Below are 26,074 nucleotides of genomic sequence, written 5' to 3'. Positions count from 1 at the left end.
ACTCGGCTGATCCGTACATCTGTGCCGGACCGGTGCGCTGGGGCGCGTTACGGCGCCACGCGCCCGTTGGCGTTGTAGGCCGCGTACGTGAGCGGCATGAGCCTGGCCCACTCCGCCTCCATCTTCTCGCCGACCATCTCGATCTCCCGCTGCGGGAAGGACGGGACCTTGGCGAGCTCGTGCTGGGTGCGCAGGCCGAGGAAGTGCATCAGGGAGCGCGCGTTGCACGTGGCGTACATCGAGGAGAAGAGGCCGACCGGGAGCACGGCGCGGGCCACCTCGCGGGCCACACCGGCGGCGAGCATCTCCTGGTAGGACGCGTACGCCTGGCGGTAGGAGTCCTCCATCACACGGCCCGTGAGCTCCTGCTGCGCCTGCGTGCCCTCGACGAACACGTACTTGCCGGGGCGGCCCTCCTGGACCAGCTTCCGGGAGGCGTCCGGGACGTAGAAGACCGGCTCCAGCTCCCTGTAGCGGCCCGATTCCTCGTTGTACGACCAGCCCACGCGGTGCCTCATGAACTCGCGGAAGACGAAGATCGGGGCGCTGATGAAGAAGGTCATCGAGTTGTGCTCGAAGGGGCTGCCGTGCCGGTCCCGCATCAGGTAGTTGATCAGGCCCTTGGAGCGCTCCGGGTCCTTCTGCAGCTCTTCAAGCGACTGCTCCCCGGCAGTGGAGACACGGGCGGCGAACAGCACGTCGGCGTCGGAGGCCGTGTGCTTGATCAGCTCGACGGTGACATCGCTGCGGAAGCTGGGCTTGAGGTCGTCGGCTGAGGTGTCGGTCACGGTGCGGAGGGTCCTTCCCATCGCTGGCTCGGGCGGCGACCACTCTACGGCCCGGCACTGACAACGGGGCGTTCGGTGCCGTGCCGCGACATTCGCCTGCGAACTTCTGCGAATTCGGAGAATCTGGGCACCTCTTGGACCATTCGACCGTCTGTATGAGTGAGAATGATGAGTTCGAGTCACTTTGTCGCCGGACCGTCGTGTCCTCGCGAGCCCTCAGAGGAGAAGCACCGCCCATGTTCCGTCGGCGCGAGCCCGTCCCGTTCGCCTTCATCGCCGAAGCCGACCAGTTCCGCAGCAATGTCGCTCCCCCGCCGCGCGAGCGGCCCTCCGCCGGGCAGATAACCGGCCGGTGGCTCATCGGCCTCACCGTGATCGCCGGGATCGCCGGGTCCCTGATCCTCGGGATGCCCGCCCTCTCACAGGATCAGTCACCTGCGCAGACGCAGGGTTCCCAGGCTTCGGACGGCCGCTGACTCTTCCGGACCCCCAAGGGTGGTGAGCCGGCATCCGGCTCGATAACCTCACCGGGCACAGCCCATGCGTGGATTGAGTGAGGATCAGTCGTGCCCCTGCCCTTCCTGACGGCGGACCGCGTCTTTGACGAGGCGGCGGAGGATGTCGCGCTGCCCTTCGACGACCGCGACCGCTGGCGGCGCCCCTACCGGCCCGGCCCGTGGCGGGTGGGCGCGGCCGCGCTCATCCTGCTGCTCGCCTCGTTCGTGCTCGTCGCGGCCGTGATCATCGCCGTGGCCGGGACGCTGCCGGCCGCCGGGGCCTGTATGGCCGGGGCGGCGGCCGCCATACTGTGCGCGCTGCGGCTGCTGCGCGTGGGTGTGTGGGTCAGCGCCCGAGGGCTGCGCAGGGTGGGCTTCTTGGTCACGCACACGACTCCGTGGGAGCAGGTCGTGGCGGTGCGCACGGTGCAGCAGCCGGTGCGCTGGCTGGGGTTGCCCCGCACGGTTCAGGGACAGGCCCTGACGCTCGTACGCGGCGATCGTGCGCCCGGGGACGTGCCGCCCCTGATGACCACGCACAACGCCGACTTCCTGGCGCGTACGGAGGCCTTCGACCGGGCGGCGGACGCCGTCGAGGTGTGGGCCGACGAGTACCACCGGGTCTGAGACTCCCGCCTCGGCGGATCTCCGCACACGGCTTCGACGACGAAGGGGCCGGTCCGCTCAGCGCGGTCCGGCCCCTTCGTCGTACGACCTCGGTCAGGCTTCCAGCGTCCGGCCCTCGTGGAGGGCGATGGCCCGCTGCATGGCCTTGCGTGCGCGCGGGGTGTCGCGGGCGTCGTGGTAGGCGATCGCGAGGCGGAACCAGCTGCGCCAGTCGTTGGGGGCGTCCTCGGTCTCGGCCTTGCGGCGGGCGAAGACCTCGTCGGCCGAGTCGCGGTCGATGCGGCCGCCCTCGGTGCGCCTCAGCTCGTCCGGAGGCAGACCTCCCTCGGCGTCGAGCACGGCGGCGAGCCGGTTGGCCTTCCGGACGAACTGGGTGTTCATCCAGAGGAACCAGACACCGATGACCGGCAGGATGAGCACCGCGACACCGAAGGTGACGGTGATCAGGGTGCCGTGCTGGATGAGGAGCACACCCCGGCTGCCGACCAGGACGAAATAGACGACCAGGACGGCGGCCGTGATGGCATAGGTGATCTTCGCGCGCATGTCTGCCGGCTAACTCTTGTACGTCCCCCGGCTCAGCCGAGGTCCAGGAAGTGTTCCAGGCCGAAGGTGAGGCCCGGGGTGGTCACCACGCGGCGGGCGCCGAGCAGGATGCCCGGCATGAAGCTGCTGTGGTGGAGGGAGTCGTGGCGGATGGTCAGGGTCTCGCCCTCGCCGCCGAGCAGGACCTCCTGGTGGGCGAGGAGGCCGCGCAGGCGGACCGCGTGCACCGGCACGCCGTCGACGTCGGCGCCGCGGGCGCCGTCCAGGGCGGTCACCGTGGCGTCGGGCTGCGGGGCGCTGCCCGCGCGCTCCCGGGCCGCCGCGATGAGCTGGGCGGTGCGCGTGGCGGTGCCGCTGGGGGCGTCCACCTTGTTCGGGTGGTGCAGTTCGACGACCTCGACGGACTCGAAGTACGGCGCGGCGACCTCGGCGAACTTCATCGTCAGCACGGCCCCGATGGAGAAGTTGGGCGCGATGAGCACGCCCGTCTCCGGGGAGGCCGCCAGCGAGGTGCCGAGCTGCGCGAGGCGCTCCTCGGTCCAGCCGGTCGTACCGACCACGGCGTGGATGCCGTGCCGGACGCAGAAGTCGAGGTTGCCCATCACCGAGGCGGGCGTGGTCAGCTCGACGACGACCTGCGCCCCCGCGTCGACCAGCGTCTCCAGCTTGTCGCCGCGGCCCAGCGCGGCCACCAGCTCCATGTCCTCGGCGGCCTCGACGGCTCGTACCGCCTCGGCTCCGATCCGGCCCTTGGCACCGAGGACCGCCACGCGCAGCTTGCTCATTGCTTCGTTCCTTAACGAGACGGGATTCGAGACGGGATTTACGCGACCGCGTCGTGCAGCCGGGACGCCTGCTTGTCCTTGACCGGGCCGATGACCGCCAGCGAGGGCCGCTGTCCGAGGACGTCCCGGGCGATCGAGCGGACCTCGTCCGGGGTGACCGACGCTATCCGGGCCAGCATGTCGTCGACCGACATCTGCTCGCCCCAGCACAGCTCACTCTTGCCGATCCGGTTCATCAGCGCGCCGGTGTCCTCCAGGCCGAGGACCGTGGAGCCCTGGAGCTGGCCGATGGCGCGGCCGATCTCGTCGTCCGAGAGGCCGTGCTCGGCGACCTGGTCGAGCTCGTCGCGGCAGAGCTTGAGGACGTCGTGGACCTGGCTCGGGCGGCAGCCCGCGTAGACGCCGAAGAGACCGCAGTCGGCGAAGCCCGAGGTGTACGAGTACACGCTGTAGGCCAGGCCGCGCTTCTCGCGGACCTCCTGGAACAGGCGCGAGGACATGCCGCCGCCGAGGGCGGTGTTCAGCACGCCCAGGGCCCAGCGGCGGTCGTCGGTGCGGGCAAGGCCCGGCATGCCGAGGACGACATGGGCCTGCTCGGTCTTGCGGCCGAGCAGTTCGACGCGGCCCGCGGTGCGGATGCTGCGCCGGCCGTCGCGCGGGGCGATGGGTGCCGCCTCGGCGTTCTTGAAGGCGCCGGCCTTCTCGAAGGCGGCACGGACCTGGCGTACGACCTTGTTGTGGTCGACGTTGCCCGCGCAGGCCACGACGAGGTGCGTCGGGTCGTAGTGCTTCTTGTAGAAGCGGCGGATGCGGTCCGCGGTGAGGGCGTTGACCGTGTTGACCGTGCCGAGGACCGGACGGCCGAGGGGGGTGTCGCCGAGCATGGTGTGCGCGAACAGGTCGTGCACACAGTCGCCCGGGTCGTCCTCGGTCATCGCGATCTCTTCGAGGATCGCGCCGCGCTCGACGTTGACGTCGTCCTCGAGGATGAGCGAGCCGGTCAGCATGTCGCAGACGACGTCGATGGCCAGGGGCAGGTCGGTGTCGAGCACGCGTGCGTAGTAGCACGTGTACTCCTTGGCCGTGAACGCGTTCATCTCGCCGCCGACCGCGTCGATCGCCGAGGAGATGTCCAGGGCGGACCTGCGGTTCGTGCCCTTGAAGAGCAGGTGCTCCAGATAGTGCGTGGCGCCGTTCAGGGACGGCGTCTCGTCGCGGGAGCCCACGTGCGCCCAGATGCCGAACGTGGCGGAGCGCACGGAGGGGAGCGTCTCGGTGACGATGCGCAGGCCGCCGGGGAGGGTGGTCTTGCGGACCGTACCGATGCCGTTCGCGCCCTTGATCAGGGTTTGGGTACGGGCGACGGCCCGCGCCTCCGAAGAGGTGCGGGCCGTCGTCGTGGAGCTACTCGACGTCACTTGTCGGTGTCGTCCTTCTTCTCATCGTCGCCTTCGCCCTCGATCACGGGGATCAGGGAGAGCTTGCCGCGGGAGTCGATCTCGGCGATCTCGACCTGGACCTTGGAGCCCACGCCGACGACGTCCTCGACGTTCTCCACGCGCTTGCCGCCGGCGAGCTTGCGGATCTGCGAGATGTGCAGCAGACCGTCCTTGCCCGGGAGCAGCGACACGAACGCACCGAAGGTCGTCGTCTTCACGACGGTGCCCAGGTAGCGCTCGCCGACCTCCGGCATGGTCGGGTTGGCGATCGAGTTGATCGTGGCGCGCGCGGCCTCGGCCTGCGAGCCCTGCTGGGCACCGATGTAGATGGTGCCGTCGTCCTCGATCGTGATGTCGGCGCCGGTGTCCTCCTGGATCTGGTTGATCATCTTGCCCTTGGGGCCGATGACCTCACCGATCTTGTCCACGGGGATCTTGACCGTGATGATCCGCGGGGCGTTCGGGGACATCTCGTCCGGCGTGTCGATCGCTTCCATCATCACGTCGAGGATGTGGAGGCGGGCGTCGCGGGCCTGCTTGAGGGCCGCAGCCAGGACGGAGGCGGGGATGCCGTCCAGCTTCGTGTCGAGCTGGAGGGCGGTCACGAACTCCTTGGTGCCGGCGACCTTGAAGTCCATGTCGCCGAAGGCGTCCTCCGCACCGAGGATGTCGGTGAGGGCGACGTAGTGCGTCTGGCCGTCGATCTCCTGGGAGATCAGACCCATGGCGATACCCGCGACGGGGGCCTTGAGCGGCACACCGGCGTTGAGCAGCGACATGGTGGAGGCGCAGACCGAGCCCATGGACGTCGAGCCGTTGGAGCCGAGGGCCTCGGACACCTGACGGATCGCGTAGGGGAACTCCTCGCGGGTCGGCAGGACCGGCACGATCGCGCGCTCGGCGAGCGCGCCGTGGCCGATCTCGCGACGCTTCGGGGAGCCGACGCGGCCCGTCTCACCGACGGAGTACGGCGGGAAGTTGTAGTTGTGCATGTAGCGCTTGCGGGTCACCGGGGAGAGGGTGTCCAGCTGCTGCTCCATACGGAGCATGTTCAGGGTGGTGACGCCCAGGATCTGGGTCTCGCCACGCTCGAACAGCGCCGAGCCGTGCACGCGCGGGATGGCCTCGACCTCGGCGGCCAGCGTACGGATGTCCGTGACGCCGCGGCCGTCGATGCGGACCTTGTCCTTGATGACGCGCTCGCGGACCAGCTTCTTGGTCAGCGCGCGGTACGCGGCGGAGATCTCCTTCTCGCGACCCTCGAACTGCGGGAGCAGCTTCTCGGCGGCGATCTCCTTGACGCGGTCCAGCTCGGCCTCGCGGTCCTGCTTGCCGGCGATGGTGAGCGCCTGGGCGAGCTCGCTCTTGACCGCGGCGGTGAGGGCCTCGAAGACGTCGTCCTGGTAGTCCAGGAAGATCGGGAACTCGCCGGTCGGCTTGGCGGCCTTCGCGGCGAGGTCCGACTGCGCCTTGCACAGGACCTTGATGAAGGGCTTCGCGGCGTCGAGGCCGGCGGCCACGACCTCCTCGGTCGGCGCCTCGGCGCCACCCTGGACGAGCGTGATCGTCTTGTCGGTGGCCTCGGCCTCGACCATCATGATCGCGACGTCGCCGTCCTCCAGGACGCGACCGGCGACGACCATGTCGAAGACGGCGTCCTCGAGCTCGGTGTGCGTCGGGAACGCGACCCACTGGCCGTTGATCAGCGCGACGCGGACGCCGCCGACCGGGCCGGAGAAGGGCAGACCGGCCAGCTGCGTGGACGCGGACGCGGCGTTGATCGCCACGACGTCGTACAGGTGGTCGGGGTTGAGGGCCATGATCGTCGCGACGACCTGGATCTCGTTGCGAAGGCCCTTCTTGAAGGACGGACGCAGCGGGCGGTCGATCAGGCGACAGGTGAGGATCGCGTCCTCGGAGGGACGGCCCTCACGGCGGAAGAAGCTGCCGGGGATCTTGCCGGCGGCGTACATCCGCTCCTCGACGTCCACCGTCAGGGGGAAGAAGTCGAGCTGGTCCTTGGGCTTCTTGGAAGCGGTGGTGGCCGACAGCACCATGGTGTCGTCGTCCAGGTACGCGACGGCGGAGCCGGCGGCCTGCCTGGCCAGCCTGCCCGTCTCGAAGCGGATGGTGCGGGTGCCGAAGGAACCGTTGTCGATAACGGCCTCGGCGTAGTGGGTCTCGTTCTCCACTAGCGTTTTCTCCTCGTCTTCGTCCCGTCCTGCCCGTGTGGCAGGGGGACGGTGGCGGAGAGGCGCTCCTTCTGGTGCGGGCCGGTCTTCGATCGAAGCACCCGGGGCTCTTTCGCCCGGGGGCCACTACCGAGGACCGGCGGCGGCGAGGCGCGCATCTCCTCGTTCGTTGTCGTGAGATGCCCTACCCGGCGGGTACGGCGTCATCACGCTGTGTTCGTACGTGCTGTTTCCTGCGTATTGCGTTGTGCTACCACACTACAAAGCGTCGGTGACACTCCGCACGTAGAGAGCGCGTGCGGCAGCACATACAGCAAAAGGAGCGGCTCCCAAGAAGTGGGAACCGCTCCCTTCACGGCGTCTTACTTGGCGCCGCCGGCCGCACCACGACGGATGCCCAGGCGGTCGACCAGCGCACGGAAGCGCTGGATGTCCTTCTTGGCCAGGTACTGAAGCAGGCGGCGACGCTGGCCGACCAGGATCAGAAGACCACGGCGGGAGTGGTGGTCGTGCTTGTGGGTCTTGAGGTGCTCGGTCAGGTCCGAGATCCGGCGCGAGAGCATGGCGACCTGGACCTCGGGGGAGCCGGTGTCGCCCTCCTTCTGACCGAACTCGCTGATGAGCTGCTTCTTCGTAGCGGCGTCGAGCGGCACGCTTACTCCTTGTAGTCTCGTGTCTGCCACCGAGTGCCCCTGGTCGAATTCTCAGGGGAGCTTCCGTGACTCGGAAGGCGGGGATCCGCTGGGCGCGGCCTCCAGAGCGGCGCTCCGGGGGTGCGTACACAAACGGCCGTTACACAGGGTACCAGCCTGGCCGGATGCGTCTGCCAGGGTCGCGGAAGCTTCCCGGTCGGCGTGGTCCAGGCCACTAGGGTGACGCCGCAGAGGTCATTCGTACGTGGGGAAGGGGCCGGCTGAACATGGCCGAGGAAGCGGACAAGGACGTCAAGGCGCGCAAGGAGCGGGAGAAGGACGAGCTCTACGCCCTGGACATCTCGGACGTCGCATGGCAGAGCGCACCGGGTACGGAGGAGCACGAGGAGCGGGTCGAGATCGCCTATCTGCCCGGGGGCGCGGTGGCCATGCGGTCGTCGCTCGACCCCGGGACGGTCCTCCGGTACACGGAGGCGGAATGGCGGGCCTTCGTGCTGGGTGCCCGGGACGGGGAGTTCGACCTGGAGCCCGCGCCGCGCGTGGGCGGTCCGCCGGCGGAGTAGCGAGGCGTCGGGGCGGCCGGCTGTCACCGGCCGACCGGGCACATGGGCGTACGGACGCGACCGGGCGTCGCGGGTGGGCAGGCGCCGACCGAGCCGCACGGCCGCCGGACATCGTGAGCGGACCGGCATCGCCGGCCGACCGGGGATCGCGGGCCGCGGAACGCCGGGAACTGTGGGGCCGGCGCGGAGAGGTTCTCCGCGCCGGCCCCTTATGTCTCTGTCCGCCTTCTCCGTCTGCCTTCTCCGTTCGCCCTCTCCGTCCGCCTTCTCCGTTCGCCTGCTCCGTTCGCCTGCTCCTTCCTCTTTCCCTGCCCGCAGCCGCCTGCCCCTGTGCGCCTCACGGCTCTTGCCCCGTCGGCCGCTCGCCCACAGGCGACAAGTGACCCTCTCGATGGCGCTGTTTGTCCGCTTTGAGGGTCAATGATGAGCGTGCGTACGCCACTTCTGGGCAGGGTGTGACGTTGCGGGCGGTCGCGGGTGGGTGGACAGGCCTGCCCCACGGACAGTCAGGGTGATTAGGCTGGGACCGGGCGCGACGCCAGAACCCGTGGACGGGTGGCTCGTGTTCCAGGGGGAGCCGGGTCAATTCGGACAACCTCGCACGGACTTCGGGCGGCTTCGGTCGTCCAAGGACGTCCATGGACGACAAGTAGACGGTCGCCCCGGCACGGCTTGAGGGTGCTCGACCACACCAGGAGGAATTGTGAACAGCGATCGGGACGGGATCCGCGGGGGCTGGGCCACGCCCGGCGATGACCAGTCCGACGCCGAGTCCGCCGTCGAGACGACGGGCGAGTTCACCATCGACTACGCGCCGCCCGCCTGGTACACGCAGAACGCCTCGGGCGGTTCCGGGGATTCGGGGGATACGGGCGGATCGCGGGCATCGAGCGATTCGGGGGACCCGGAAGGCTCGGCGGACTCGACGGCTTCGGGTGCCTCTACGGCCTCGGACAGCCTGACGGCTTCGGACGGTTCGGCGGCTGCCGCGGTCGGCGCGGAGCCCGTTGGCGACCCCGAGGCCGTCCGGCCGCCCGTCGCACAGTCCCCCGTCGCGCAGCCGCAGGCTCCGGCCCTGGCGCCTGTCGCTGACGCCGGTGGCCCGACCGCTCTTCCCGACCTTCCCGCGGGCGGATTCCAGACGCAGTGGACGCCGCCCGCTCCCCCGGCACCGGTCACCGAGCCCGCTGTGCCGGACGCCACGTCGGTCACCCCGTCCAACGCCCCTTCCGACGAACCGGATTCCGGGAACGGAGACCTGGAGAGCGGCGCGACCATGCGGTTCTCCGCTGTCGCCCTGAAGCGTGAGATCGCGGAACGGTCGGCCTCGGAGGTCACCGGGCCCGCGCCTGCGGATGCGCTTTCGGAAGAACCCTCGGATGTGCCGACGGATACTCCCGCGGCTGCGACAACGACCGGCGCGGACATCGAGGGCCCGGAGGCCCAGGCGGTCTCGGAGGCCGATGGCGCGGCGGAGGCCGTGTCCGTTGCCGAGGGCGGCGCCGAGTCCGGAGGCGAGGGCGGAGACAGTGGCGCCGGCGACGCGTCGTCGGACGTCCAGGACGAGACAGAGGCCGAGACAGAGGCAGAGACAGCGGCCGGGGCCCCGAGCGTGCCGGTGGCCGTGGCCGAGCTCAATCCCGAGGTTCAGCCAGGTGCCGAGGTTCAGCCAGGTGCCGAGGTCCAGCCCGGTGCCGAGGTCCAGCCCGGTGCCGAGGCTCAGCAGCAGCCCGTGGTCCCGCCCGTGATCGTCCCGGAGCCGGTGGCCACGCCCGAGCCCGAGCCCGTCATTGATCCCGTGCTCGCCTACCAGTCGCTGGAGGCCGCCTCCTCCCAGCGGGCGGGCGTGACCGACGCGCAGGCGGCGGACCGCGCCGCCGCGGCCGACGCGGTGGTCGCGTCCCCGGGTGCCGAGTCCGGGGAACCGATCGCCGCCTCCGCCCAGGCCGAGGTCACCGATGCCGGTGCCGATGCCGTGGGGCCGCGTTCCACGGACGACGAGACCGGCACGGACCGTGCGACCCATGAGGCCGACGAGCTCGGATCGCAGGACTCCATCCAGGACGCGGTGCCGCTGCGGGGAGAATCCCTCGTCGGGGAACCGCAGGACGCCGTCCCCGAGCAGGACGAGCCCCAGGACGCGGTGCCCGCGGTCCTGACCGAGGAGCCGGGGGACGTGCAGGACACTCCCCCCGCCTGGGCTCCGCCGCCGCTGCCGCAGGGTGGACTGCCGCCCTTGCCGCCCGCCTACCAGCCCGCGGCGCCCGCACCGGCCCCGCAGTGGCCCGCCTCCACGGAGCCCGCACCGGCCGCGCAGAGCCAGGTGCCGCACCAGGCACCGCCGCAGCAGGCCCCCACCGCACCGGCGCCCGGTCAGCCTTTCCAGCCCCCCGCCGCACAGGCACCCGCGCCCGGCCAGCCCTTCCAGCCCCCCGCCGCACAGGCACCCGCGCCCGGCCAGCCCTTCCAGCCCCCCGCGCCGCAGCCCGTGCCGTCGGCCTGGCCCTCGCCGGGTGTGCCCGTCTCCGCGGGTTCGCCGCAGGGGCCCGCACCCGTGCAGCCCGCCGCGGCCGAGAGCTCCGTGTCCGCTCCGCCGCAGGCTCAGCCGTCGGTACCGCCTGCCCCGGTCGCCGAGGCGCCCGTACCGAATCCGCCGCAGCAGGGGCACTACGGGTTCCCCCAGCCCGGCACTCCGGACCCGGCGTCCGCTCCGCAGGGCAGCTACGGCTTCCCGCGGCCCGGCACGCCCGCCCCCGCTCCGGCCGCCCCGCCCGCCCAGGCGTCGGGGTACGGGTTCCCGCAGCAGGATGCCCCCGCTCCCGGTCAGCAGCCGCCCGCTCCGCCCGCCCCGGGCTACGGATTCCCGCAGCAGAACACCGCGCCCCAGGACCAGCGACCCCCCTACCCGGGCGCCCCACAGGCTCCCGGTTACGGGTTCCCGCAGCCCCCCGCGCCCGCGCCGAACGCCGTACCGCCGAGCGCACCGGCTCCCGCTCCGGTCCCGCAGCAGGGCTACGGATTCCCGCAGCCGACGGCCGACTCGCCTGCCCCGCAGCCCGGTTACGACCTCGCGCAGCCGCAGCCCCCGGCGCCGGCCCAGCCGCAGCCTCCGCACCAGCCGGGCCCGCAGCCCGTGCAGCAGCAGCCCACGGCGCCCGTCGACCCGCGGACGGGCACCGCCTGGCCGCAGCCCGTGCGGCACGATCAGCGGCAGCCCGTGAATCCCGGTGCGGCCCCGCTCGGGTACACCGCGGCGGTGGAGCTGTCTTCCGACCGGCTGCTCAACAACAAGAAGCAGAAGGCCAAGAGTGGTCGCCCGGCCGCCGCGTCGTCGCGTTTCAAGCTGGGCGGGAAGAAGGAAGAGGCCGAGCGGCAGCGGAAGTTGGAGCTGATCCGGACTCCGGTGCTCTCCTGCTACCGGATCGCCGTCATCAGCCTCAAGGGCGGTGTCGGCAAGACGACCACGACCACCGCGCTCGGCTCCACGCTCGCCACCGAACGGCAGGACAAGATCCTCGCCATCGACGCCAACCCGGACGCCGGCACACTCGGCCGCCGGGTGCGTCGCGAGACCGGCGCCACCATTCGTGACCTCGTGCAGGCGATCCCGTACATCAACTCGTACATGGACATCCGGCGTTTCACCTCCCAGGCGCCCTCCGGGCTGGAGATCATCGCCAACGACGTCGACCCGGCCGTGTCCACCGCGTTCAACGACGAGGACTACCGGCGCGCGATCGACGTCCTCGGCAAGCAGTACCCGATCATCCTGACCGACTCCGGCACGGGTCTGCTGTACAGCGCCATGCGCGGGGTGCTCGACCTCGCCGACCAGCTCATCATCATCTCGACGCCGTCGGTGGACGGGGCGAGCAGCGCCAGCACGACTCTGGACTGGCTGTCGGCGCACGGCTACGCGGACCTCGTCTCGCGGTCGATCACCGTGATCTCCGGCGTGCGCGAGACCGGCAAGATGATCAAGGTGGACGACATCGTCAGCCACTTCGAGACGCGCTGCCGCGGTGTCGTGGTCGTGCCGTTCGACGAGCACCTCTCCGCGGGTGCCGAGGTCGACCTCGACATGATGCGGCCCAAGGTGCGGGAGGCGTACTTCAACCTCTCCGCGATGGTCGCCGAGGACATCGCGCGGCACCAGCAGTCGCACGGACTGTGGACGAACGACGGCAACCCGCCGCCGGTGGCCGCGCCGCCGATGCCGGGCCAGTACGTTCCCGGCCAGTACGTGCCCGGACAGCAGGTGCCCGGACAGCCGGCTCCGGGGTACCCCGCGCCGGGTGAGGCTCCGCAGCAGCCGCAGCCCGGGCAGCCGTACGCCCAGCCGGGTCAGCCCTACCCGCAGCAGCAGCCCGGGCAGCCCTATCCGCAAGCGCCGGGGCAGGGCTATCCGGCGCCCGGGCAGGCGTATCCGCAGCCGGGTCAGCCCTACCAGCCGGACCAGGCTCAGACCCCGCCGCCTCCGGCACCCCCGCGGCAGTAACCCGATCGGCCCCATCGAGGACCGATTTCCCGCGAAGGCCCGCACCGTTCACCGACGGTGCGGGCCTTCGCGTTTCCCGGACGGCAGCAGTGCGTGTCCAGGGACGTCAGAAGCCGTCAGGCCGTCACCTGCGGTGCTTCACCGGTCTGAACCAATGAGCGAAAAATTCGCGTCAACTCGTTATTTCCGCAGGCCACATGGGGTTCATGCGCCGTTGACTCGCGCAGACGAGCGCTGGTAGACACACACATCAACCCGCCGGCGCCAGCCCGATCACGTCGTTCAACCAGCCATCTCTGTGCAAGCGATGACGCGAGGTCACCGACCCATGAACACACAAGATCAGCACCACAGAGGCCTGCTGCGCCCCCGGCTCGTCGCCGCCGCAGGGGTCGCCGCCCTCACCCTCTCCGCCGGTCTCGCGACCCCTCTCAATCCGGCGCCGCAACAGGCTCAGGCCAAGGAGAGCAAGAAGGTCCTCACCGTCGCGGTCGCGCAGAGCGTCGACTCGCTGAGCCCCTTCCTGGCGTCGCGGCTCGTCAGTACGAGCATCCACCGGCTCATGTACGAGTACCTGACCAACTACGACCCGGCGGACAACCACGCGATCCCGGGCCTCGCCACCAAGTGGGAGCCGTCCGCGGACAAGCTGACCTGGACGTACACGATCCGCTCCAACTCCACGTGGTCGGACGGACAGCGGGCCACCGCCGAGGACGCGGCGTGGACGTTCAACAAGATGATGACCGACGACGGCGCGGCCACCGCCAACGGCAGCTTCGTCGCCAACTTCAAGAAGGTCACCGCGCCGAGCGCCACCCAGCTGGTGATCGAGCTGAAGAAGCCGCAGGCCACGATGGCCGCGCTCGATGTGCCGATCGTGCCGAAGCACGTATGGGAGAAGGTCGGCGACTTCTCCAAGTTCAACAACGACAAGAGCTTCCCGATCGTCGGCAACGGACCGTTCGTCCTGACGGACTACAAGGCCGACAGTTACGTACGTCTGAAGCCCAACAAGAGCTTCTGGCGCGGGGCGCCCAAGTTCGACGAGCTGGTGTTCAAGTACTACAAGGACGGGGACGCGGCCGTCGCGGCGCTGCAGAAGGGCGAGGTGTCCTTCGTCTCCGGTCTGACTCCGGCGCAGTCGGCCGCGCTCGAGTCCGAGCGGAACATCAAGGTCAACGACGCCCCGGGGCGCCGCTTCTACGCCCTGGCCACCAACCCCGGCGCCCAGGCCAAGGACGGCAAGCGCTTCGGTGACGGCGCCGAGTCGCTGCTGAACCAGAAGGTCCGCCAGGCGCTGTTCCTCTCGATCGACCGGCAGACGCTGATCGACAAGGTCTTCCAGGGGCACGCCGTCGCGGGCGAGGGCTACATCCCGCCGCGGTTCTCGACGTACTTCTGGAAGCCGTCGGCGAGCCAGACGATGGCGTACGACCCGGCGAAGGCGGCGAAACTCCTCGACCAGGCGGGCTACAAGAAGAACGGCGACGGCAAGCGCGTCGAGAAGAACGGCAAGCCCATCAACTACCGGATCCTGTGCCACGCGACCGACCCGAACGACAAGGCGGTCGGGCAGTACGTGAAGGAGTGGTTCGGGAAGCTGGGCATCGGGGTCACGCTCAACTGCCTGGACAACGTGACCGACCCCTGGCTGGCCGGCACGTACGACCTCGCCTTCGACGGCTGGTCCGTCAACCCGGACCCCGACTTCGTCCTGTCGATCCACACCTGCGCCGCCCTGCCCGCCACGGCCAAGGACACGGGCGCGACGGACAACTTCATCTGCGACAAGAAGTACGACGAGCTGTACGACCAGCAGCTCGCCGAGTACGACACCACCAAGCGGACGGACCTCGTCAAGCAGATGGAGTCGCGGCTGTACGACACGGGGTACATGAACGTCATGGCGTACCCGAACGCGGTCGAGGCCTATCGCACCGATCAGATCAAGTCGATCGAGACGATGCCGAAGGCCGCGGGCAACATCTACGGCCAGGACGGTTACTGGAGCTGGTGGTCGGCGGTTCCGGCGGGCTCCGACGGTGCGTCCTCCGACGGTTCGGACTCGACGGGGGTCATCATCGGCATCGTCGCGGGCGTCGCCGTCCTCCTGGGGGCCGGTGTGTTCTTCGCGATGCGCCGCCGCTCGACGGCCGAGGACCGTGAGTAGCGCACGCACCGCACCCGAGGGCACCCCGCACGAACATCCGCGGGGTCCCGATGAACGTACGAGCGAATGAGTAGTTCATGACCGCTGAGGCAACACCCTCGCTGGTCGAGGCGACCGGCGGTCCGGCAGCGGCCGGGCCGTCGGTCCGCGGTACGAGGGCGCGCACCCGGACCGCCTACCCGCGTTATGTGGCGGGCAAGTTGGGCGGCGCGGCCGTCTCCCTGCTCGCCGTCCTCGTCACCAGCTTCTTCCTCTTCCGACTCATCCCCGGCGACCCGGTCAAGTACATGACCGGCGGCCGCCAGGTATCCGCCGAACAACTAGCCAACTACCGCAAGGAGTTCGGGCTCGATCTGCCCATGTGGGAGCAGTTCACCGACTACTGCGGCAAGGCGCTCACCGGCGATCTCGGCACCTCCTACCAGTTCCGCGCCCCCGTCATAGACAAGATCACCGAGGCGCTGCCCAACACCCTTCTGCTCACCGGGACGGCGTTCGTCCTCTACACGGCGCTCGGCATCTTCATCGGCACCCGCTCCGCATGGCGCAACGGCGGGAAGAGCGACCGCTTCAACACCGGTCTGGCGCTGACGCTGTACTCGATCCCGTCCTTCTGGCTGGGGCTGCTGCTCATCATCGTCTTCTCGGTGGGCATGGGCCCGATCCCCGGTCTGTTCCCGACCGGCGGCATGGAATCGGGGGGCGAGGAGGGCTTCGCGTACGTCCTCGACGTCGCCCACCATCTGGTCCTGCCGGTGGTGACGCTGGTCGCGGTCGAGTACGGGCAGACCCTGCTGGTCACGCGCTCGGCGCTGCTCGACGAGATGGGCAGCGACTATCTGACCACGGCCCGCGCCAAGGGGCTGCGGGACGACCTCGTACGCCGTCGGCACGCCGTGCCCAACGCGCTGCTGCCCACGGTCACGCTGATCTTCATCAACCTCGGCCGGACGGTCGCGGGCGTGATCCTCGTGGAGACCGTCTTCTCCTGGCCCGGTCTCGGCGGGCTCTTCTACCAGGCGCTGAGCGTGCCCGATCTGCCGCTGGTGCAGGGGCTGTTCTTCGTCTTCGCGGCAGCGGTGATCGTGATGAACACGCTGGCCGACCTGATCTATCCGCTGCTGGACCCACGGGTGGGCCGATGACCACGACCGAGCCGGACGGGCCGATGACGGCCGAAACACCCCCGCGGGTGGCCCAGCCGGGTCCGCGCACCCTCGCGTGGCAGCGCCGCCGTCGCTCCGCCGCCCGTTTCTGGAAGCAGTACCGCACCCACCGGGCGGGCGTCTTCGGGCTCGCCGCCCTCGGCCTCTTCGCGCTGATCGCGGTGACCGCGCCACTGACGGTGGGTTCCGACGTGCAGAGCGTGACCAGCGCGCCGGGCGACCCGCTGGAGAGCCCGAGCGCCGAATTCCCCCTCGGCACCGACCAGTTCGGCCGGAATCTGCTCGGTCTGGTGGTGTGGGGCGCCCGTGTCTCACTGCTGGTCGGACTGCTCGCCGCCGTGCTGTCGGTGGCGATCGGGGCGCTGATCGGGATCACCGCCGGGCACTTCCGCGGCTGGTACGCGACCGTCCTGATGCGGATCACGGACTGGTTCCTGGTGATGCCGACGCTGGTCCTCGCCATCGCGCTGGCGACCGTGATGACCCGCTCCCTGGGCACGATCATCCTGGCGATCGGTGTCACCACCTGGCCCACGACGGCCCGGCTGGTGCGCGCGCAGACCCTCGCGGTGGAGTCGCGGCCGTACATCGAGCGGGCCAAGGCGCTCGGTGGCGGCCACTGGCACATCATGTCCCGCCATGTGCTGCCCAATGTGATGCCGCTGGTCCTGGCCCAGACGACGCTCATCATCTCCTCGGCGATCCTCGCGGAGGCGACGCTCGCGTTCCTCGGCCTCGGCGATCCGACCGTCGTGTCGTGGGGCGGGCTGCTCCAGGACGCGCGCGAGGCAGGCGCGGTCAGCGCGGGCAAGTGGTGGTACCTGGTGCCGCCGGGTGTCGCGATCGCGGTGGTCGCGCTGGCGTTCACGCTGTGCGGGCGCGCGGTCGAGTCGGTCCTCAACCCGAAGCTGGGGGTGGCGCGTTGAGCACGGCGACCGAGGGAACTCCGAGTGCTCCGAGCACGTCGAGCCGGCAGCGGCTGCTGGAGGTCAGGAACCTCGACGTGACGTACCCGGGCGGCGCCGCCGCGGTGCGCGGGGTGGATCTCTCGCTCGACGCGGGCCAGAAGCTCGGCATCGCGGGCGAGTCCGGCTGCGGCAAGTCCACCCTGGCGCTGGCGCTGCTGCGACTGCTGCCCGCGGGCACCCGCACCAGCGGGGAGATCCTCCTCGCCGGAGAGGACGTGCTGAAGATGAAGTGGGGGCGGGTGCGGGCGGTGCGCTGGGCGGGCGCGTCCATCGTCTTCCAGGGCGCGATGCACTCGTTGAACGCCGTGCACCGCGTCGGCGACCAGATCGCCGAGCCGATCCTGCTCCACAAGAAGGCGACCCCTGCGGGCGCGCGGAAGAAGACCGGCGAACTGCTCGAACAGGTGGGACTCCCGGCCGCCCGCGCGGACGCCTATCCGCACGAGCTCTCCGGCGGCCAGCGCCAGCGCGTCATGATCGCCATGGCGTTGGCGTGCGACCCCTGGCTGGTCATCGCCGACGAACCGACGACCGCGCTCGACGTGATGATCCAGGCGCAGATCCTCCGTCTGATCCAGCAGCTCGTCAGCGAGCAGGAGGTGGGGCTCGTCATGATCAGCCACGACCTCGCCGTGCTGGCCGACACCTGTGACCGGCTCGCGGTGATGTACGCGGGCCGCGTGGTCGAGGAGGGGCCCGCCCGGCAGGTCTACGACGACGCCCGGCATCCGTACGGCAAAGCCCTCTCGGCGGCGTTCCCGCGCATCGGCGACGCGGCGTCGCGTTTCGCTCCGCGCGGGCTGCCCGGCGATCCGCCGGACCCGTCGGCGCTGCCGTCCGGCTGCACCTTCCACCCGCGCTGCCCGGTGGCACTGGACGTGTGCGCGACGGAGGACCAGGTGCTGCGGGACGCGGGAGCGGGACGTTGGGCGGCCTGTGTCCACGCGGGCACGACCGTGGGCACGGAACCGGTCAGGAGCACTCCATGACGACAACCCCCGTGACGACCGGGCCGCTGCTGCGCGCCGAGGGCCTGCACGTCTCCTTCCCCGGCCGGCAGGGCGCCGCCCGTGCCCGTGCCGTCGACGGCGTCGACCTCGACATCCGGCCCGGTGAGATCGTCGCCCTGGTCGGCGAGTCGGGCTGCGGCAAGACGACGCTGGCCCGCTCGCTCCTCGGCCTGGTCCCGCCGACCGGCGGCGGTGTCACCTTCGACGGCAAGGCGCTGGACTACTCCTCACGCGCCCTGAAGGCGTACCGAAAGCGCGTCCAGCTGGTCCTCCAGGACCCCAGCGGTTCGCTGAACCCCCGGCACACGGTCTACGACGCGGTGGCCGAGGGCCTGCGCATCCACCGGTACGGCGGCGACGAACGGGCGGCGGTCGCCGAGGCCCTGTCCAGGGCGGGCCTGCGCCCTCCGGAGCGCTTCTTCCTGCGCTACCCGCACGAGCTGTCCGGCGGCCAGCGCCAGCGCGTCGTCATCGCCGGCGCGCTCGTCCTGGAGCCCGAACTCATCGTCGCCGACGAGCCGGTGGCCTCCCTCGACGCCTCGGTGCGCGGTGAGATCCTCGCGCTGCTCCTGCGGCTGCGTGACGAACTCGGCCTGTCCGCCCTGGTGGTGACCCACGATCTGGGCCTGGCGTGGAACATCGCCGACCGCGTCGCGGTGATGTACCTGGGCCGCATCGTGGAGACCGGAGCGGTCGAACAGGTCCTGACGGCACCTCAGCACCCGTACACCCAGGCACTGTTGTCCGTCCTTCCGGAAGCCCCGGGCGATCCCGTCGTGCTGAGCGGCGAGCCCCCGGACCCCTCCCGCATCCCCGGAGGCTGCCGGTTCCACGCCCGCTGTCAGATCCTGGCGAGCGGTGAGGCCGAACGGGCGGGCGTGGCGGACGCCTGCCGGAGCAAGGACCTGGAGGTGCTGGACGGCGGCGGCGGAACGCAGGTGGCGTGCCACTGGGCACGGGCGGTGCGCGTCGACGGCTGAGCGCGGCCGAGGGGCGGCCGGAGCCGGCGAAGGCAGCGGGCGCCCCCGTCCTCGTACACCGGAGCGCGCCACCCGCGAACGACCCGGCCGGGACCGGCCGTTCGGGGAGAATGCCCGCGAACGAGCGGCCGTGCGGGACAGCGGAATCCCGGAGCGCGGACGCTGAACGGCACGGACACGGGCACGGCACCGGCACCGGCACCGACCAGCGACCAGCGACCAGCGACCAGCGACAGCCCAGCGGAACGGGACGCGGAGGTCTACTCCCCGTCGTACGCCTCGATCAGTTCACGTGAGCGCTTCACATCGTCGCCGATGGCTTCCAGCAGAGCCTCGATGGACTCGAACCTGGCCTGGCCGCGGACGAAGGCGAGGAAGTCGACGGCGACGTGCAGACCGTAGAGGTCGAGGCCCACGCGGTCGATGGCGTACGCCTCCACCGTGCGCTCGGTGCCGTCGAACTGCGGGTTCGTGCCGACGGAGATCGCGGCGGGCATGGCCTCGCCCTGGACGTGCAGCCAGCCCGCGTACACGCCGTCGGCGGGAATCGCGGTGTGCGGGAGGGTCTCGACGTTCGCCGTGGGGAAGCCGAGCTCGCGGCCGCGCTGGGCGCCGCGGACGACGATGCCCTCGACGCGGTGCGGGCGCCCGAGGATCTCGCGCGCGCCCTCGACATCTCCCTCGGCGACGAGCCGCCGGGTGAGCGTGGAGGAGAACGGCTCGCCGCCGCCCGCCTCGCCGGACACGTAGAGATCCACGACCTCGACCTCGAAGTCGTACGTCTCCCCCTGCTCGCGCAGGAAGCCGACGTTGCCCGCGGCCTTGTGGCCGAAGCGGAAGTTGGGGCCCTCGACGACGGCCTTGGCGTGCAGCTTGTCGACCAGCACCTTCGCCACGAAATCGGCGGGCGACAGCTTCGAGAACTCGGTGGTGAAGGGCAGGATGAGCAGCGCGTCCACGCCCAGGTCGGCCATCAGTTCGGCGCGCCGGTGGTGCGGGGCGAGCAGCGGGGGGTGGCTGCCGGGGCGCACCACCTCACTGGGGTGCGGGTCGAAGGTGACCACGACGGAGGGAACGCCCAGCTCGCGGGCGCGGTCCACGGCATGCCGGATGATCAGCTGGTGTCCGCGGTGCACCCCGTCGTAGGAACCGATGGTGACGACGCTGCGCCCCCAGTCCTCGGGGATGTCCTCCAAGCCACGCCAGCGCTGCACTGTGACCGCTCCTTGTCGAACCCGTGTCCGTGATTGCCTCATTCGCAGCTCTAAGGGTGCCATGCCGTGTGCGCTCGGCTTGCATCGGCATCGGGCTGTGACGTATTGCTCAGCGCCACGGAGTGCCGTGGCGGGCGTGGTTCAGACGGGAACCCCTGCCCCGGCCAGGTTCTCGATCATGCGGCGGGTGCTGGGGCCGACCACGCAGGACCACTCCTCGGGGGTGCCGCTCAGCCAGCGGGCGACCAGGGCGGCGAAGCCCGGGACGCGCCGGGCCAGGTCGACGAGGCCGCGGTCGAAGCCGGTGGCCCCGGCCGGTGTGCGGACGAGGAGGAGGCCGACCCGGTGCACCAGCTCGCGGGTGGGCTCCTCGCCCCGCCGGTCGGCACCGTCTGCGGCGGCCCTCAGGACGGTTTCGAGCACGACCGGATCCCGTTCGTGCGCCAGCAGCAGGTCGAGCAGCTCGCGCCGCGACGAGGCCGACGCCTTGCCGCCTGGTGCCGCGAGGACCTGGGCGAGCGCCGCCCGCAGCGATGCGGCACACCCTTCCAGCAGGCCGCTGACCAGGAGAAACAGCACGGCGTCGGTGGCACTCCCGTGGTCGAGGCGCCGGTCCACGTAGGCGGCCAGGTCTACGGCGGCACCGGGGCACAGCTCCAGGGCCTCCCGCATCGTCGCGGCGACACGGCGGGCCAGCGCCGGTGTGGTGGCGTCGGCGAGGGTCCGCAGCAGCTCGGCGGTGTCGGGGCCGGGCCGCCGCAGCCGGTCGCGGAAGGCGGCGAGCACGGGCTCCGGATGGGTGGTGAGCGCGGCGGCCGGTGCGCTCGGGGGCAGCCGTGGGTCGCCGTCCGCGAAGCGTTCCAGGGCCTGCGGCAGATAGCGGGCGCGCGTGAGCGGGTCCCGTACGAGGATGCCGAGCGCCCCGCCGTGCAGCGTGCAGTCGGCCGGGCGGGCGAGCAGGGCGAAGGCGGCGTAGCGCAGCAGCTCGCGGTCGGCCCGGGTCCCCACGAACGGGGCCGCCCGCAGGCCGTAGGCGACCGCGGCCACCCGCCGCGCCGGCTGTTCGTCGTGCGCCCACCGGTCCACCGCCCGGCACACCGCCGACGGCTCCTCCTCGGCCAGGACGGCCAGCAGCTCGTCGCCCCGCCGGTGCGCGCAGGCCACCAGGGCCTCGGCCAGATCGTCCAGGGCCCGCCGCCGGTGCGCGTACAGCAGTGCCTGCGCGGCCGTCGCCACGGTCGCGTGCGGGGTCGCGGGCAGGGGTCGCTCGTCGTCGAACCAGCGGGTGAGGTGGCGGTGCACGGCGACGGGGTCGGCGGCGAGGAGTCGCGAGACGGTGTCGAGGTAGCGCGGGGCGGTGCAGGCCTCGCCGGGGCGCGGGGGCTCGGCCCCGGGGACTCGGCGGGGGTCGGCGGTCACCAGGCGCCTGAGCAGGTCGAAGCGTTCCGTGTCCGGTACGGGCAGGGCCGCCCAGAAGGCCGGACCGAACTCCGCGGGAACGGCCCTCCCCTGCTCCCGCCAGGCCACGATCCGCTCGGTGAGCAGCCGCAGCACACCGAGGTACGGGGTCGCGTCGGGCACCCGGAGCAGGACGGTGGAGCAGAGGTGACCGGCCCACCAGAGGGGGGCGTCGAGCGGGTCCTGCGCCCGTGGCAGCAGCTCGTCCACCGCGTGGACGAGATCCTCCAGACGGAGGCTCAGTTCCGCGGTGCCCTGTTGACGGGCCAGCAGGAGCAGGGTCTCCACGACGGGTCCGATGCGGTGACGGGGGACGGGAAGGACGTCCGCCGCGGAGTCCGGCGCCGTGGTCCGGGAGCGGCGGGCGTGACGACGGCTCGATGCGATGGGCCCCGTGCCGGCGGAGTCGGTGTCGGGTGCGGCGCGCCTCCGGTGGACCAGGCTGTGCAGCGCCGCGTCCAGGTCGAGGTGGGTGCCCTGGATCCAGTCGGCGAGCTCCTCGTGGGCGAAGCGGTAACCGTCGCCCGCGGGAACGAGGAGCCCTTCGGCGAGCACGGCGGACGCCCATCCGGTGATGCCCGCGAGACGGCGTCCCGGGGCGGGGCCCCAAGGAAAGACGGATTCGAAGGACGCCCGGTCCAGTTCGCCCTGCCCGGGGCCGAGGCAGCGTCGCGCGGCCTCGTGCACCTGGCCGGAGACCCGGGCGGCGAGGCGGCGGACGGCGGTGCCGCGCAGTCCGTTCGCCGCGGCCAGCCGAACGGCGACGCGCAGGCACATCAGGTCGAGATGGGCGGCGAACACGTCGTCACGGCCGAGCGGCGCGGCCGGTGGCTCGGGCAGCGTGGCCCGAACTTCGGAGAGCAGTCGCAGCATCAGCGGATGGCGGGCGTCGGCCGGCGCGAGAAGGCCCTCGGGGATCCCGGCCCGGGACCGCGCCCGCAGAGCCTCCTCCTCGGTCAGATCGCCGAGCCGCACACAGGCGGGCAGGGACCCGTCCGCGTCCGGCGACGGCCGTCCTCCCGGGTACGCCGACGACGGGCCGGCCGGCCGGTGCAGCAGCTCCGCGGGAAATCCCGCCCCGGCCCGCTCCCAGTGCTCCGCCCGGCACCCGACCACGAGGCGTGCCCCGGTCTCGCCCAGCCAGGCCGCCGTTCCCCCGGTCCAGGCGGAGAGCCGGTGGGCGAGCTCGGGCGGCATCTCCTCGGGACCGTCGAGAAGGAGCAGCAACGGCCGGCCGACGGCGCGCGCCAGCCGGGCCAGCCGGTCGGGCCCGATGTCGCCGAGTTCCCCGCCGTATCCCTGGGGAGGCAGCACATCCGCGTCCGCCGGCCGCCGCGCGGCCTCGCTTCCCCTCTCCCCGGGGCTCTGCCGCGACGCCGCCACGATCCGCCCGGCGCGCTCCAGGGCACGTGCCGCCGCGTCCGCCACCGAGCTGTCGTCGGCGAGGAGGTCGGCGCCGCGCAGCCACAGGGTGGGGGCCGGTTCCGCGCCCCGCAGGCGGCGGGCGGCGAGGGCGGCCAGTTCCGTCGTACGGCCGCTGCCGGGCGGTCCGACGAGTCCGAGGACCGCGGCCGGTCCTGCCTCGAAGGCGGTGAACTCCCTGATGACCTCGGCTCGTTCGACGGGTCCGTGGTCCGTGCCCGCGCTCCCGGCCGGGGCCGGTGGACGGGGTCCGTCCGATCCGACCGAGGTCGCGGTGAGCTCCAGCGCGCCCGCGAGATTCAGATCGGCGCCGTAGGCGGGCACGGTCGCCGCGTTGCGGGCCAGCAGTTCGGCGAGCGGCCCCGTGACGCCCCGCAGGGGGACGGCGAAGCCGGGGGCCCGATGGCCGGCCGGGGTCTCCCCCGGCGCGGTGCCGTCCAGGGCCCGGGGCAGCAGGGCGGTGCCGACGACCGCCACCACGGCGCCGGTGCCGGCGTCGAGGACCGGTCCCCCGGCCGCTCCGCCGCCCAGCCGGAGCGCGTCCGCGCCCGCGGTTCCGATCGCCAACTCCAGTGCGTCGCCCAGGAGATGGAAGCGGTCGGTGGCCGTGTACGTCACGGCGGAGGAGCCCAGCACCCGCGCCTCGCGCCAGCCGCCCGCCGCGATCCGGACGTACGTACCGGTCTCGACCCGGTCCCGCACGGTGACGGGGAGCGGGCCGAGGCCGAGACCTTCGGTGCGTACGAGGGCCAGACCGACGTCGGGCAGGAGCGTGACGGCGTCGTCGGTGACGACGCAGGTGCGGTCGTCCGAGGCGTGCAGGACGAGTCGGGCCAGGCCGTCGACGGCCTCGTGGCTGGTGATCACGGTGCCGTGGTGGTCGGCCGCGAAACCCGTGCCGCGTGGGCGCCCCGCCAGGTCGCAGACGCGTACCAGGGCTTCGTCCGCCAGCTGTCCGGCGTCGTCCGCCGCCTCTTCGTTCCCGGTCCGCGGGCCTCGTCCCGCCATGCTCGAACCTCCCCGCCGCGCTCCTGCTTCCGACGGTAGGGGCGAGGTGATCAGCGGGACAGATCGTGTGGCGAACGCGCCCCCTTCTACTCCCTCGGTTCACTCCGAGCGCCCGCCCGATGGGGTGAATACGGGAGGTCGGATGGATACACCTTGGGTGGGGGAACCGAGGGGGGACCGTGGAGCGGCGGGCACGAGACCCCGTGATCGCCGCTCCACGGGCGGAGTGTCCGCCCGGCCGCCGCACGGCCTTCGCAGCCGGCGTCCGCGCGGGGAACTCAGCCGAAGACCGCGAGGCTCTTCGCCTTGCCCTTCTGCTCCTCGACCAGCGCGAGGAACTGCCCCTCGGGGTCGAACACCGCCACGGTGCCCTTGCCCGCGTACTCCTCGGGCATCTCGAGCCGGACACCGTTCAGCAGCAGCCGGGCCCGCTTGGTGTCCACGTCCCAGCGCGGGAAGGCGGCCGCGGCCGCCTCCGCGATCGGCATCACGGTCAGCTCCTCCTGGAGCTGGTCGAGGGTGCGCGCGGAGTCCAGCTTGTAGGGGCCGACGCGGGTGCGGCGCAGGGCGGTGAGGTGACCGCCGACGCCCAGGTCCGCACCGAGATCGCGGGCGAGCGCCCGGATGTACGTCCCGGACGAGCAGACGACGGAGACGACCAGGTCCAGCACCGGGGTGCCGTCCTCGGCGACGGCGTCACGGATGTCGTACACCGCGAAGGACGAGATGGTCACCGGGCGGGCCGGGATCTCGAACTCCTCGCCCTCACGCGCCCTCTTGTACGAGCGCACGCCGTCGATCTTGATGGCGCTGACCTTGGACGGCACCTGCATGATGGCGCCGGTCAGCTTGGCGACCCCGGCGTCGATCGCGTCGCGCTTCACGCCGGAGGCGTCCGCCGAGGAGGTGATGTCGCCCTCGGCGTCGTCGGTCAGCGTGTTCTGGCCGAGCCGGATCGTGCCGAGGTACTCCTTCTCGGTGAGCGCGAGGTGACCGAGGAGCTTGGTGGCCTTCTCGACGCCGAGGACGAGCACACCCGTCGCCATCGGGTCGAGGGTGCCTGCGTGGCCGACCCGGCGCGTCCTGGCGATCCCGCGCATCTTGGCGACCACGTCGTGCGAAGTGAAGCCCGACGGCTTGTCGACAATGACAAGCCCGTCGGGCGTCTTGGGCTTCTGCGTCATTCCGCCGCGTCGTCCTCGTCGTCCTCGTCCGGCTTCTTGTACGGGTCCGCGTCACCCGCGAAGGCGGCGCCGGCCGAGACCTCGCGCACCTTCGCGTCCGAGGCCCGTGCCTTGTCGAGCAGGTCCTCGATGGTCTTGGCGGTGTCCGGCAGGGCGTCCGCGACGAACGTCAGCGTCGGCGTGAACTTCACGCCCGCCGCGGCGCCGACGGCCGAGCGGAGCACGCCCTTGGCGCTCTCCAGTCCCGCGGCCGCCTCGGCACGCTGCTCGTCGTCCCCGTACACCGTGTAGAAGACGGTGGCCTCCCGGAGGTCCCCGGTGACCCGGGTGTCCGTGATGGTGACGTGAGTGCCGAGCCGCGGGTCCTTGATCCCACGCTGCAGCTTCTGGGCCACCACCTCTCGGATGAGGTCCGCCAGCCTCTTCGCCCGCGCGTTGTCGGCCACTGGTCCGTCTCCTTCTTCGCCTTGCTTGTTTCGTCAGTCTTCGTCTGTGTGGAGTCTGCGTCGTACCGACAGCAGTTCCACCTCCGGCCGCGCCGCGACCAGCCGTTCGCACCGGTCCAGCACGTCGGTCAGGTGCGTCGTGTCCCCGGAGACCACCGCCAGGCCGATCTCTGCCCTGCGGTGAAGGTCCTGATTGCCCGTCTCGGCGGCACTCACCGCGTACTTCCGCTGGAGTTCGGCGACGATCGGCCGGACGAGAGAGCGTTTCTCCTTCAGCGAGTGGACATCGCCGAGGAGCAGATCGAAGGACAGCGTCCCCACATACATGTGTAACCGGATGTCCCGCCGGTACGGGATAGATGGCCTGCCAATGCGCTTGGCAGGGACATCAGAACCGTACAACGAACCGTCGGCTCGCTCGACGGGGTTTCCGGGCCCCCGGGTCGTTCGCCGGCCG

At 71.4% G+C, this 26,074-nt stretch carries 20 protein-coding genes; 9 read left to right on the top strand and 11 right to left on the bottom strand.

Annotation, left to right across the window (positions count from 1 at the left end):
- Positions 1-47: 47 nt before the first annotated feature.
- Positions 48-788, bottom strand: a complete 741-nt coding sequence (gene thyX, locus OG788_RS32310; RefSeq protein ID WP_266763352.1) for an FAD-dependent thymidylate synthase — start codon at positions 786-788, stop codon at positions 48-50.
- Positions 789-1,024: 236 nt separating this feature from the next.
- Between thyX and OG788_RS32305 the strand changes: the two genes are divergently transcribed.
- Positions 1,025-1,264: a hypothetical protein gene (locus OG788_RS32305; RefSeq protein WP_266763351.1), complete on the top strand. Its 240-nt coding sequence runs from the start codon at positions 1,025-1,027 to the stop codon at positions 1,262-1,264.
- A 90-nt stretch (positions 1,265-1,354) separates the two neighbouring features.
- Entirely contained in the window at positions 1,355-1,912 is a 558-nt protein-coding gene (locus OG788_RS32300) for a hypothetical protein (protein WP_406374730.1), read from the top strand.
- Positions 1,913-2,005: 93 nt separating this feature from the next.
- Here OG788_RS32300 and OG788_RS32295 read toward each other — a convergent pair whose 3' ends face one another.
- The 5 genes from OG788_RS32295 to rpsO form a co-directional block, all read right to left on the bottom strand.
- Positions 2,006-2,458: a hypothetical protein gene (locus tag OG788_RS32295; RefSeq protein WP_266763349.1), complete on the bottom strand. Its 453-nt coding sequence runs from the start codon at positions 2,456-2,458 to the stop codon at positions 2,006-2,008.
- A 32-nt stretch (positions 2,459-2,490) separates the two neighbouring features.
- Positions 2,491-3,243 carry a 4-hydroxy-tetrahydrodipicolinate reductase gene (gene dapB / locus OG788_RS32290; protein ID WP_266763348.1) on the bottom strand — a complete coding sequence of 251 codons (753 nt, stop codon included), beginning with the start codon at positions 3,241-3,243 and terminating at the stop codon, positions 2,491-2,493.
- A 38-nt stretch (positions 3,244-3,281) separates the two neighbouring features.
- Entirely contained in the window at positions 3,282-4,661 is a 1,380-nt protein-coding gene (locus tag OG788_RS32285) for a pitrilysin family protein (protein WP_351552961.1), read from the bottom strand.
- Positions 4,658-6,874: a polyribonucleotide nucleotidyltransferase gene (locus OG788_RS32280; protein ID WP_351552958.1), complete on the bottom strand. Its 2,217-nt coding sequence runs from the start codon at positions 6,872-6,874 to the stop codon at positions 4,658-4,660. Before OG788_RS32280 ends, OG788_RS32285 begins: the two co-directional genes overlap by 4 nt.
- Before the next feature lie 362 nt (positions 6,875-7,236).
- Positions 7,237-7,527, bottom strand: a complete 291-nt coding sequence (gene rpsO / locus OG788_RS32275; protein WP_081219736.1) for a 30S ribosomal protein S15 — start codon at positions 7,525-7,527, stop codon at positions 7,237-7,239.
- 266 nt (positions 7,528-7,793) lie between these two features.
- Here rpsO and OG788_RS32270 point away from each other — a divergent pair, with 266 nt between their 5' ends.
- The 7 genes from OG788_RS32270 (at position 7,794) to OG788_RS32240 (ending at position 18,885) form a co-directional block, all read left to right on the top strand.
- Positions 7,794-8,090 (top strand): DUF397 domain-containing protein, encoded by a 297-nt coding sequence (locus tag OG788_RS32270; protein ID WP_406374729.1) that lies wholly within the window; start codon positions 7,794-7,796, stop codon positions 8,088-8,090.
- 703 nt (positions 8,091-8,793) lie between these two features.
- Entirely contained in the window at positions 8,794-12,588 is a 3,795-nt protein-coding gene (locus OG788_RS32265) for an SCO5717 family growth-regulating ATPase (protein ID WP_406374728.1), read from the top strand.
- 328 nt (positions 12,589-12,916) lie between these two features.
- Positions 12,917-14,761 carry an ABC transporter substrate-binding protein gene (locus OG788_RS32260; RefSeq protein ID WP_406374727.1) on the top strand — a complete coding sequence of 615 codons (1,845 nt, stop codon included), beginning with the start codon at positions 12,917-12,919 and terminating at the stop codon, positions 14,759-14,761.
- 77 nt (positions 14,762-14,838) lie between these two features.
- Positions 14,839-15,906 (top strand): ABC transporter permease, encoded by a 1,068-nt coding sequence (locus OG788_RS32255; RefSeq protein WP_406374726.1) that lies wholly within the window; start codon positions 14,839-14,841, stop codon positions 15,904-15,906.
- Complete coding sequence (locus OG788_RS32250) at positions 15,903-16,853, top strand: ABC transporter permease (protein ID WP_406374725.1); 951 nt, start codon at positions 15,903-15,905, stop codon at positions 16,851-16,853. Before OG788_RS32255 ends, OG788_RS32250 begins: the two co-directional genes overlap by 4 nt.
- Positions 16,850-17,884, top strand: a complete 1,035-nt coding sequence (locus OG788_RS32245) for an ABC transporter ATP-binding protein (protein ID WP_406374724.1) — start codon at positions 16,850-16,852, stop codon at positions 17,882-17,884. Before OG788_RS32250 ends, OG788_RS32245 begins: the two co-directional genes overlap by 4 nt.
- Positions 17,881-18,885 carry an ABC transporter ATP-binding protein gene (locus OG788_RS32240; RefSeq protein WP_406374723.1) on the top strand — a complete coding sequence of 335 codons (1,005 nt, stop codon included), beginning with the start codon at positions 17,881-17,883 and terminating at the stop codon, positions 18,883-18,885. The genes OG788_RS32245 and OG788_RS32240 overlap by 4 nt, the downstream gene beginning before the upstream one ends.
- A gap of 260 nt (positions 18,886-19,145) precedes the next feature.
- Here OG788_RS32240 and OG788_RS32235 read toward each other — a convergent pair whose 3' ends face one another.
- The 5 genes from OG788_RS32235 to OG788_RS32215 all read right to left on the bottom strand — a co-directional run bounded on the left by OG788_RS32235 (position 19,146) and on the right by OG788_RS32215 (position 25,944).
- A complete protein-coding gene (locus OG788_RS32235) occupies positions 19,146-20,099 on the bottom strand; it encodes a bifunctional riboflavin kinase/FAD synthetase (protein WP_266763339.1) in 954 nt (317 codons plus the stop codon).
- A gap of 141 nt (positions 20,100-20,240) precedes the next feature.
- Positions 20,241-23,987, bottom strand: a complete 3,747-nt coding sequence (locus OG788_RS32230) for a serine protease (RefSeq protein WP_406374722.1) — start codon at positions 23,985-23,987, stop codon at positions 20,241-20,243.
- A gap of 278 nt (positions 23,988-24,265) precedes the next feature.
- Complete coding sequence (gene truB / locus OG788_RS32225; RefSeq protein ID WP_351552935.1) at positions 24,266-25,171, bottom strand: tRNA pseudouridine(55) synthase TruB; 906 nt, start codon at positions 25,169-25,171, stop codon at positions 24,266-24,268.
- Positions 25,168-25,617, bottom strand: a complete 450-nt coding sequence (rbfA, locus tag OG788_RS32220) for a 30S ribosome-binding factor RbfA (RefSeq protein WP_351552932.1) — start codon at positions 25,615-25,617, stop codon at positions 25,168-25,170. The genes truB and rbfA overlap by 4 nt, the downstream gene beginning before the upstream one ends.
- 33 nt (positions 25,618-25,650) lie before the next feature.
- Complete coding sequence (locus OG788_RS32215; RefSeq protein WP_351552929.1) at positions 25,651-25,944, bottom strand: DUF503 domain-containing protein; 294 nt, start codon at positions 25,942-25,944, stop codon at positions 25,651-25,653.
- Positions 25,945-26,074: the final 130 nt, after the last annotated feature.

Source organism: Streptomyces sp. NBC_00647, assembly GCF_045207245.1.
Lineage (GTDB): Bacteria > Actinomycetota > Actinomycetes > Streptomycetales > Streptomycetaceae > Streptomyces.
Note: the sequence above shows the minus strand (reverse complement) of the source record. Positions and strands in the feature narration are given on the sequence as shown.